Source organism: Vibrio makurazakiensis (assembly GCF_050337375.1).
GTDB classification, from domain to species: Bacteria; Pseudomonadota; Gammaproteobacteria; order Enterobacterales; family Vibrionaceae; genus Vibrio; species Vibrio makurazakiensis.
Map to the genome: position 1 here is coordinate 1 of NZ_JAKJSW010000181.1, position 8,609 is coordinate 8,609.

At 41.2% G+C, this 8,609-nt stretch carries 10 protein-coding genes; 4 read left to right on the plus strand and 6 right to left on the minus strand.

The window, feature by feature from the left end:
* Positions 1-149: 149 nt before the first annotated feature.
* On the plus strand, positions 150-857 hold the full coding sequence (locus tag L4C33_RS16855) for an HDOD domain-containing protein (protein WP_428813575.1): 708 nt from the start codon (positions 150-152) through the stop codon (positions 855-857).
* A 564-nt stretch (positions 858-1,421) separates the two neighbouring features.
* Here L4C33_RS16855 and L4C33_RS16860 read toward each other — a convergent pair.
* The 3 genes from L4C33_RS16860 to sodB form a co-directional block, all read right to left on the minus strand.
* Positions 1,422-2,105, minus strand: a complete 684-nt coding sequence (locus L4C33_RS16860) for an SDR family oxidoreductase (protein WP_428813576.1) — start codon at positions 2,103-2,105, stop codon at positions 1,422-1,424.
* A gap of 173 nt (positions 2,106-2,278) precedes the next feature.
* Entirely contained in the window at positions 2,279-2,782 is a 504-nt protein-coding gene (locus tag L4C33_RS16865; protein ID WP_428813577.1) for a VC2046/SO_2500 family protein, read from the minus strand.
* A gap of 132 nt (positions 2,783-2,914) precedes the next feature.
* The gene (gene sodB, locus L4C33_RS16870; RefSeq protein ID WP_004734050.1) at positions 2,915-3,499 is read right to left on the minus strand and encodes a superoxide dismutase [Fe]; all 585 of its coding nucleotides are present in this window, start codon (positions 3,497-3,499) and stop codon (positions 2,915-2,917) included.
* Between the two features lie 247 nt (positions 3,500-3,746).
* On the opposite strand from sodB, the gene L4C33_RS16875 reads away from it, so the two are divergent.
* Both L4C33_RS16875 and L4C33_RS16880 read left to right on the plus strand, forming a co-directional pair.
* Entirely contained in the window at positions 3,747-4,082 is a 336-nt protein-coding gene (locus L4C33_RS16875; RefSeq protein ID WP_428813578.1) for a Grx4 family monothiol glutaredoxin, read from the plus strand.
* A gap of 103 nt (positions 4,083-4,185) precedes the next feature.
* Positions 4,186-4,806 carry a DsbA family protein gene (locus L4C33_RS16880; protein ID WP_428813579.1) on the plus strand — a complete coding sequence of 207 codons (621 nt, stop codon included), beginning with the start codon at positions 4,186-4,188 and terminating at the stop codon, positions 4,804-4,806.
* An 83-nt stretch (positions 4,807-4,889) separates the two neighbouring features.
* Here the strand turns inward: L4C33_RS16880 and L4C33_RS16885 are convergent, their stop codons facing one another.
* Both L4C33_RS16885 and rnt read right to left on the minus strand, forming a co-directional pair.
* Positions 4,890-6,215: a Na+/H+ antiporter family protein gene (locus tag L4C33_RS16885; protein ID WP_428813580.1), complete on the minus strand. Its 1,326-nt coding sequence runs from the start codon at positions 6,213-6,215 to the stop codon at positions 4,890-4,892.
* An 88-nt stretch (positions 6,216-6,303) separates the two neighbouring features.
* The gene (rnt, locus tag L4C33_RS16890; protein ID WP_428813581.1) at positions 6,304-6,957 is read right to left on the minus strand and encodes a ribonuclease T; all 654 of its coding nucleotides are present in this window, start codon (positions 6,955-6,957) and stop codon (positions 6,304-6,306) included.
* A 188-nt stretch (positions 6,958-7,145) separates the two neighbouring features.
* On the opposite strand from rnt, the gene motY reads away from it, so the two are divergent.
* A complete protein-coding gene (gene motY / locus L4C33_RS16895) occupies positions 7,146-8,027 on the plus strand; it encodes a flagellar protein MotY (RefSeq protein ID WP_428813582.1) in 882 nt (293 codons plus the stop codon).
* Between the two features lie 96 nt (positions 8,028-8,123).
* On the opposite strand, the gene L4C33_RS16900 is transcribed toward motY, so the two are convergent.
* On the minus strand, positions 8,124-8,558 hold the full coding sequence (locus tag L4C33_RS16900; protein WP_428813583.1) for a DUF2753 domain-containing protein: 435 nt from the start codon (positions 8,556-8,558) through the stop codon (positions 8,124-8,126).
* Positions 8,559-8,609 lie beyond the last annotated feature (51 nt).

Below are 8,609 nucleotides of genomic sequence, written 5' to 3' on the forward strand. Positions count from 1 at the left end.
ATACAAAAAACATATTGTTAAACATTACGAATCCTTGATTTCAAAGAAAAAGGTATTCAAGTTAAAAATTTCAAATATTGATGGGCTAGACATCGTTAATTAGGGGTGGTTTCAGTTCCCTGTAAGTATTTTATTATGTGAGAATGTATATGTTTTCAAATTTGATTAAAAAGTTATTTGATGATGTGATGTCAAAAACAGAACTAGGGCAACGAATTAAGTCAAGCTTCAAGGTGGAAACACACAAAAAAGAATTTCTTTCGTATTTATTTGATGAAACGGAAGCTTTAGGGGGAGAGGATAAGTTTATAAGCCATGTGGCACTTAAAATTGAAGGTTTTTTGCTTTCACCTAGTGATATGTTAAATGAGCTCCCAGTGATGCCTAGGTCATTGATAACTCTTGTTGATGAACTTAATAATGATGAGTTTGATATAAATGTTGTTATGAGTACGATTGAAAGTGAACCTAAAATGGCAGCTGAAGTAATAAAGTTGGCGAATAGCGCGCGTTATTATCGAGGTGACAAAAAAGTTTCTGACTTAAAGACTGCTTTCATGTACATGGGTTCGGAAGGGCTGACCGATGGTGTCATTAAGTCATATGTTAATAATTATGTCCCTCCACTTAATATATATTGGAACCATTTTGGTGACCGAATTTGGCACCATAGTAATCAGACCGCGTTATATGCAAGAGAATTATTATCAAGTCAATGTGGTGGCCAAAGTAAATCAGTAGCTTATCTTGTCGGTTTAATCCTAAATTTAGGTGTTATGATAATATTCCAACTAATGATCGAATCCTTTAGGCATGTAAATCCGACGGTACCAGCTCTGATCCATTTAAAGAATTGATAGATAAATATGCTAATAGAACAACATTAGTAGTTGCCAAACATTGGGGGCTGCCCAATGTGATTCTTAATGCACTTTATTACCAAGGTTCACAAAGTGAACATAATAACTATTTGGCCAAGGTTGTTTTTGAAGCGAATTATCTAAGTGAACTAACATGCCTACTGGATTCCGATACTATTGATGACAAAACATTTAAGGCACGATGCAAGTCGAAAATTAGGTCTAATTCCGGTTTGAGAAAAGCAAAAGAAATTTTAGTAGCTTACAAAAACCGAGAGGTATTGACACCTATCCATTAGTGCGTACCCTAAATTTATAGCTAAAGGGCAAGAAGACGTTGTGACAGCTTCAACCGCTCGCCCTGTTGCTTTAATCTACCCTCCGGATTCTTGCCATTAGTCTGCAAAGCGAGTGAGTCAAAGTTGTTTATGCTTAGTTTGCATTGTTGGAGTTGATGCTTCAGTAAGTAGACTTACGCTTTTTTCACTCTTCATGATTAATGTTAGGTTTCGGGTGATAGCACCACGTTTAGTGTTATATGAGGTAGAATTCCTATTATAGTTATACTTCAGCAGCAACAACCCGCCCACTAAAATAGTCGTTCGAAACAATGTATTCGGTATTTCGAGTTAGCTCATCCTGTATCTGCGCCCAATGATATTCGTCCAACTTTCCTTCAGAATTATGAATAGCAGGGATCACGCCGCCAACGCGAATTTTGAACGGTGTTAATTCACGAGCCCAGCTATGAGTAAAACCTTCAACCATGGAGTTAGCACTTTCTAAACCTGAAAAGTCATGGAAGTTGTCATGGGATATAACGTTTACTATCACGCCTTCTTTGTTTTCTTTACACATTCGGTGAGCACTAGCCTGGCCGAACGAAAAGAGAGTCGAAGCCATTGACGAGAATTGGTCTATGAAATGTTTAGATGACTGGGCGCTAACAAGGCTCGGCATTGGTGAGCTCGTCCAGTTGTTTACTAATACATCGGGTGTTGTTTGAAACTTGTCTTGTATGAAGTCGAATAAATCTTGGATAGTACGATTCGAATAATCAGTGACTGGATATCGATAGACCGCTTTCGATCTTGAATAACACTGAATGTATGTGCTCTCTAAACCTTCAGGATTATCATCACACAAAACGATCGTTGCTCCTAAGTTAATGAAGTGATTAGCGATCGTATTACCTAGCACCGAYCCCGCTGAGGTAATGAGTATGATTGAATTTTTTATATCCATTAAATGGCCTGTCTTATCCTGAGGAGGTTGGATAAGAATGGGTGATATTTTGAGCAGTCGGTGTGAATTAGCTCAAACTAAATTAAATAGAGGAGATAGATGCTATGAACTTTGTTGTAACTCACAATAAATGAGTAACAGCAGACGCTGTCTCATTATCAAAGTGTGGGTGACTATGCTTGGATCTGAATTTGATGTAGGCGGTTTGCTGAAGAAAGCTCGTTGTATAAAGTGGCATGAGGCAGTTCGACTGCTTTAGAGTCTGCGAGCTTACGGCGATCGTGTCCCGATAAGTTTTGATAAACCTCTTCTGGTAAGTCAAAAGTATCTTCAGGCATGTAGGCTAGAGGTTCTGGTTTTAAGTAGTGGCTTAACTTGGCACTAACTAAGCTTGCTTGGTGGAAGTGTTCAGCTTGTTGCGCTGAAATTGCGTACGAGGATTGATCTGAACGAAGCGGTTGCGGCTTTGATACGCCAAACTKCTTGCGAAGTTGTTGCTCGCTGGTATCAATTTCCTCAACGCTATCAACAGGCGTGCAATCACGAACATCATTTGAAAACATAGAAAGCAGCAATGCGAAATCTGCACGGCGTCCTTGCTCAACCGCTTGGCTGATCCCGGTGCCGAACTTGAGTTCGTTTATGATTCCTGCTTTGTCTAAAGTATGTATTTGCATGATGCCTCTCGTTTGATACCTATGTAACGGCATTGCAAAGGCTAACTTTAGGAATTAATTGATAAATTACCACAAAAAAGCCCACGTATTTCTACGTGGGCTTACTATTTGTACAGTTGCTTAAGTAATGAATTACTTAGCTAGGTTCTCTTCTACGAAAGACCAGTTTACTAGGTTCCAGAATGCAGCCATGTAGTCAGGGCGAACATTACGGAAATCGATGTAGTAAGCGTGTTCCCATAGGTCAACAGTTAGAAGTGGAGTAACACCTTCTTCTGTTAGAGGAGTAGCAGCGTTAGAAGTGTTAACGATGTCTAGAGAACCGTCAGCTTTTTTCACTAACCAAGTCCAAGAAGAACCGAAGTTGTTGATTGCTGAATCAGTGAATTTTGCTTTGAACTCTTCGAAAGAACCGAATGCAGCGTTGATAGCTTCTGCAACAGCGCCTGTTGGTTCGCCGCCTGCTTTAGGAGCAAGACAGTGCCAGTAGAACGTGTGGTTCCAGATTTGAGCTGCGTTGTTGAATACGCCACCAGTAGAAGTCTTAACGATCTCTTCTAGTGTTTTACCTTCAAATTCAGTACCAGGGATCAGACCGTTTAGCTTAACAACGTAAGTGTTGTGGTGCTTACCGTGGTGGAAATCTAGAGTTTCAGCTGAGATGTGTGGTTCTAGTGCGTCTTTTGCGTAAGGAAGAGCTGGTAGTTCAAATGCCATTGCTCGATTCTCCATATATATGAAAGTGTTAACTTTCGGTTGCTTCCAATGATTATTATTTTTTAGTCAACTACAGACTGACTTGGGATTTATTTTAGCAAGTTTTTACTTTATTAAAAGGCAATTCATGTATTTTTGTGTGAATTGTCGGTTACTGTGAGTAGCCTTAATTTTTCTATGCTTTATATTCTCGTTCATTGGGGTAGAATACAGAGAACAAAAGCAGTAAATCCATTAAGAGGAAGCAATGGAAACTATCGATAAAATTAAGCAACAAATTGAAGAAAACACCATTCTACTTTACATGAAAGGTTCTCCTAAGCTACCTAGTTGTGGTTTCTCTTCTCAGGCATCTCAAGCACTTATGGCTTGTGGTGAGAAGTTTGCTTATGTAGATATTCTACAAAACCCTGATATCCGTGCTGAACTTCCAGCATACGCTCAATGGCCAACATTCCCACAGCTTTGGGTTGACGGCGAGCTAATTGGTGGTTGTGACATCATTCTTGAGATGTTCCAAAAAGGCGAACTTCAGCCAATCATCAAAGAAGCAGCAGCGAAAGTTGCAGGCGACGAAGAGTAATTAAGCGTTTTAACGTGACGTAAAAGGAGCCTAACTCGGCTCCTTTTTTATTGGCTAATTATATTGACGCCATTAAATAGGCTTATTGATTTAGGTGGGAACAATGGATATCAAACTTCATTATGTACATGACCCAATGTGCAGTTGGTGCTGGGGCTACAAGCCGACATTACAGAAGCTTAAGCAGCAGTTGCCTGCAAGTATCTCATTTAATTATGTTGTCGGAGGCTTAGCCCCGGATTCTGACGAACCAATGTCTGATGAGATGAAAGGCAAGCTACAAGCTATTTGGAAACAAATTGAAGCTAAGCTTGGTACTGAATTCAACCATGACTTTTGGACGGAATGTCAGCCTGTACGTAGTACTTATCCAGCGTGTCGTGCTGTGATTGCCGCTGGTTTTCAAGACCATTATGAGGCGATGTTAGAATCGCTTCAACAGGCGTATTATCTTCGTGCAATGTTGCCGCATGACAAAGAAACGCACATTCAGCTTGCTGAAGAAATTGGTTTGAACGTGCAGCAGTTTACCAATGACTTATCAGGAAAACTTCTTGAGGGTGAGTTGGATGATCAGCTTAGCTTTAAGTCTGCGATGGGCGTTGCCTCTTATCCGACTTTAATGCTGGAAGTGAATGGGATTTTCACTGAAGTTGAATTGGATTACGAGTCTACGGAAGCGACACTTCGTTCTATCCGCTCTGTGTTAGAAGTGAATATATAACAGAGTTGGTATGAGAACGTAAAAGAAAAGGCCGTTAACGAACAAGTTAACGGCTTTTTTATGCAATTTGTATTAGTTCCAGATTACAGAACCATTGCTGCAATCCAACCAAAGATGATTAGCGGAATGTTATAGTGAACAAATGTTGGGACAACGGTTTCCCAAACGTGCTCATGTTGGCCATCAGCATTTAGGCCAGAAGTCGGGCCTAAAGTTGAATCTGATGCAGGGGAGCCGGCATCACCCAACGCAGCCGCTGTACCAACTAAAGCGATAGTTGCCATCGGAGAGAACCCGAATGCAGCGGCTAATGGAACATAAATCGTCGCTAGAATTGGAATAGTYGAGAATGAAGAACCAATACCCATAGTCACAAGTAGACCAACAACCAGCATTAGTAATGCGGCTAGAGGTTTGTTGTCACCAATGCTGGTAGATAAAGCTTCAACTAAAGACTCAACGCCGCCAGTCTGCTTCATTACAGCAGCGAAACCTGCAGCAGCGATCATGATAAATCCGATCATTGCCATCATGTGTACACCTTTAGTGAACACGTCGTGAGTTTCTTTCCACTTAATAACGCCACCAAACGTAAACACCATGAAGCCCGCTAGAGCACCAATGATCATTGAACCTGTCGATAACTGTACGGTTAATGCAGCAACAATACCCGCCGCAGCAACAAGAATATGCTTCTTGTTAATTGCAGTTGCTTCAGTCTTTACTGTTGTCAGTGCTGTTTCTTTATATTGACGTGGTTTACGGTAAGTGAAGAATACCGCTGTTAACAAACCAACAATCATACCCGCAGCAGGAAGCAACATCGCCGTTGGTACTTGGCTTGCTACTACGCCTTCTAAACCATTATCGTGCAAGTTTTTAAGCAGGATGTTGTTTAGAAAAATACCGCCAAAACCAATTGGTAATACCATGTAAGGTGTGATCAAACCAAAAGTTAAAACACACGCTACCAAACGGCGGTCTAGGTTTAGCTTTGCGAATACGCCTAACAGAGGTGGAATTAAGATTGGGATGAAAGCGATATGCACAGGAATAATATTCTGTGACGACATAGTTACTAGAATTAACGTAAATAGTACTGCGTATTTAAGGCCGTTTGTCGCTGCTGAGTTATCTTTACCGTGAATACGCTTTATAACATTTTGAGCTAAAAGATCAGTGATGCCTGACTTAGAAATAGCGACAGCGAAGGTACCCAACATCGCGTAACTTAATGCGATAGTTGCGCCGCCACCTAGGCCGCTTTCGAAAGCAGAAACAGCATCATTTAGGCTCATGCCTGATACTAAACCACCTATAATAGCGCTGAACGTCAGAGCGACGACAACGTTGACTCGCAGCAATGCTAAGGCAAGCATAATGCATACAGAAATTACAACAGGATTCATATTTTTCTCGGTTTGTTGTGTGTGCTTATAATTATTTTATTCTAGAGCTCAAATACGCCACGCATTACTTGATAGTAAGAGCTGTGGATTATTGAGCTTCATTTTCATCGCCAAGCGGCCAGCCACCTAGAGCCTTCCATTTGTTTACGATGCCGCAGAATAAATCAGCGGTTTTTTGGGTGTCATATAAAGCGGAGTGCGCTTCTTTGTTGTCAAAATCCATCCCAGCTGTTTTGCATGCTTTAGCCAGTACTGTTTGGCCATAAGCTAAACCACTAAGCGCAGCTGTATCAAAAGTAGCGAAAGGGTGGAAAGGGACGCGTTTAAGCTTGCAACGATCGCTAGCCGCATTAACGAAATTTAAATCAAATGTCGCGTTGTGGGCTACCATAATGGCACGGCTACAGTTAGAAGCTTTTTGTTCTTTTCTCACAAGCTTATAGATTTCTTTCAGAGCTTCAGCTTCAGAAACGGCACCACGAAGAGGGCTAAACGGGTCTTTTATGCCGTTAAAATCAAGCGCTTCTTGCTCAATATTGGCGCCTTCGAATGGTTCTACATGAAAGTGAATCGTTGATGCAGGTTGTAGATCACCGTTCTCATCCATTTTTAGAGTGATGGCACAAATTTCTAATAATGCATCTGTTTTAGCATTGAACCCTGYGGTTTCCACGTCGATAACTACTGGGAAATAGCCACGGAATCGTTTTTTTAGGGTCAGAGCTTCGTTTTCTACAGTCATGTTGGCCGGAATAAGTGTGATTGGGGCTGCATTATTGCAGATAATAGCGGCGATAAAAACTAGCCAGAGAGATTAAATAATAAAATCACCACTAAGAGGTGGCTAGATTTTTGCATTAAATTTACGTAGGAAATAATGCGGCAATTGGTCGCAATGTTAAACGATTTGCTTAAGAGATACTCAATCTAATGAATAAACGACTGATGATAGGCCCTATTTTGCTATCGCTACTTTCTGCGCCGGTTTTTGCACAGTTAGATAAGCGTTATATGGCGACTCCGCAGCAGTCTCAATGGGAGATGGTCGCAAACTCTCCGTTAGAGTGTCGTCTTGTTCATCCAATTCCAAACTTTGGTGATGCCGAGTTTTCATCTCACGCGAGTAAAAAACTCATTTTGGACTTCGAACTGAAAATGCGTCGGCCAATGGGTGCCACTCGTAATGTTAGTTTGATTTCAATGCCACCACCGTGGCGACCTGGGGAAAGTGCTGACAGGATGACGACCCTCAAATTCTTCCAACAATTTGATGGTTATGTTGGAGGGCAAACCGCTTGGGGAATGCTCAGTGAGCTAGAGAAAGGGCGCTATCCAACGTTCAGTTATCAAGAGTGGCAAAGCCGAGATCAAAGAATCGAGGTTGCGTTGTCCTCAGTGCTCTTCCAATCCAAATTTAACGTGTTCAGTGATTGTATAGCTAACTTATTGCCTTATAGTTTTGAGGATATCTCGTTCACGATTCTGCATTACGATAGAAATAGTGATCAACTGAACAAGGCGTCTCGAAAGCGTTTAAGCCAAATTGCTGATTACATTCGCTACAATCAAGACATCGATTTGGTATTGGTAGCCACCTATACTGATTCAGCTGATACAAAGAGTATCAGCCAAAACCTTTCAGAGCGTAGAGCTGATTCGTTGCGAGAGTATTTTAAGTCGTTAGGTTTAGCGGAAGATCGCATTGAGATTCAGGGTTACGGTAAACGTCGTCCAATTGCTGATAATGCATCGCCAATAGGAAAAGATAAAAACCGTCGTGTGGTGATTTCTCTTGGTCGAACTCAAATTTAGTCGCAGTTTATACGGTGAGGCTAAGTTGCCAATGAAATGATAAATGCCAGCGTTAAACGCTGGCATTTTTGCACCGGATTGGCTCGCTGAGGTGGATTAGTTTAGCCTAAATTTGGCTATTACCTCACAGTTAGTCGCGGTATCAATCTTTTCAACCATAGATGCGATTTTTGGGTTTGGATGACGCTTCATAAAGTCAAACAGTGCTTTCTTACAGCATCCGATAGAATCAATAAAGCTCGCACACTGTGTGTTAGGACATTGTGGGATGAGTGTTAGCACTTTTTCGGAAGCAAGCTGAAGATATTTTAGCTCGTATTCTGTGTCTCCTGCCCATCGCCAAAATTGAGCAAGGTTGTGACACGATATTACGGAGATCAACAAACGTTCGTCCGCTTGTATGTCAGTGCGTTCGGTTATCTCTTCGCTTAAGGTGAGTGCTTGCTGATAGTGAAGAATACTTCTAACTGGGTCATCGAGTTGCAACGCAGTGTCTGCAAGTAAAGTGTGTTTTTCCCATTCGCTAATCATTGGAATACCTCAAATCATCAATCTATAGAATTTAAATGATAATTATTATCA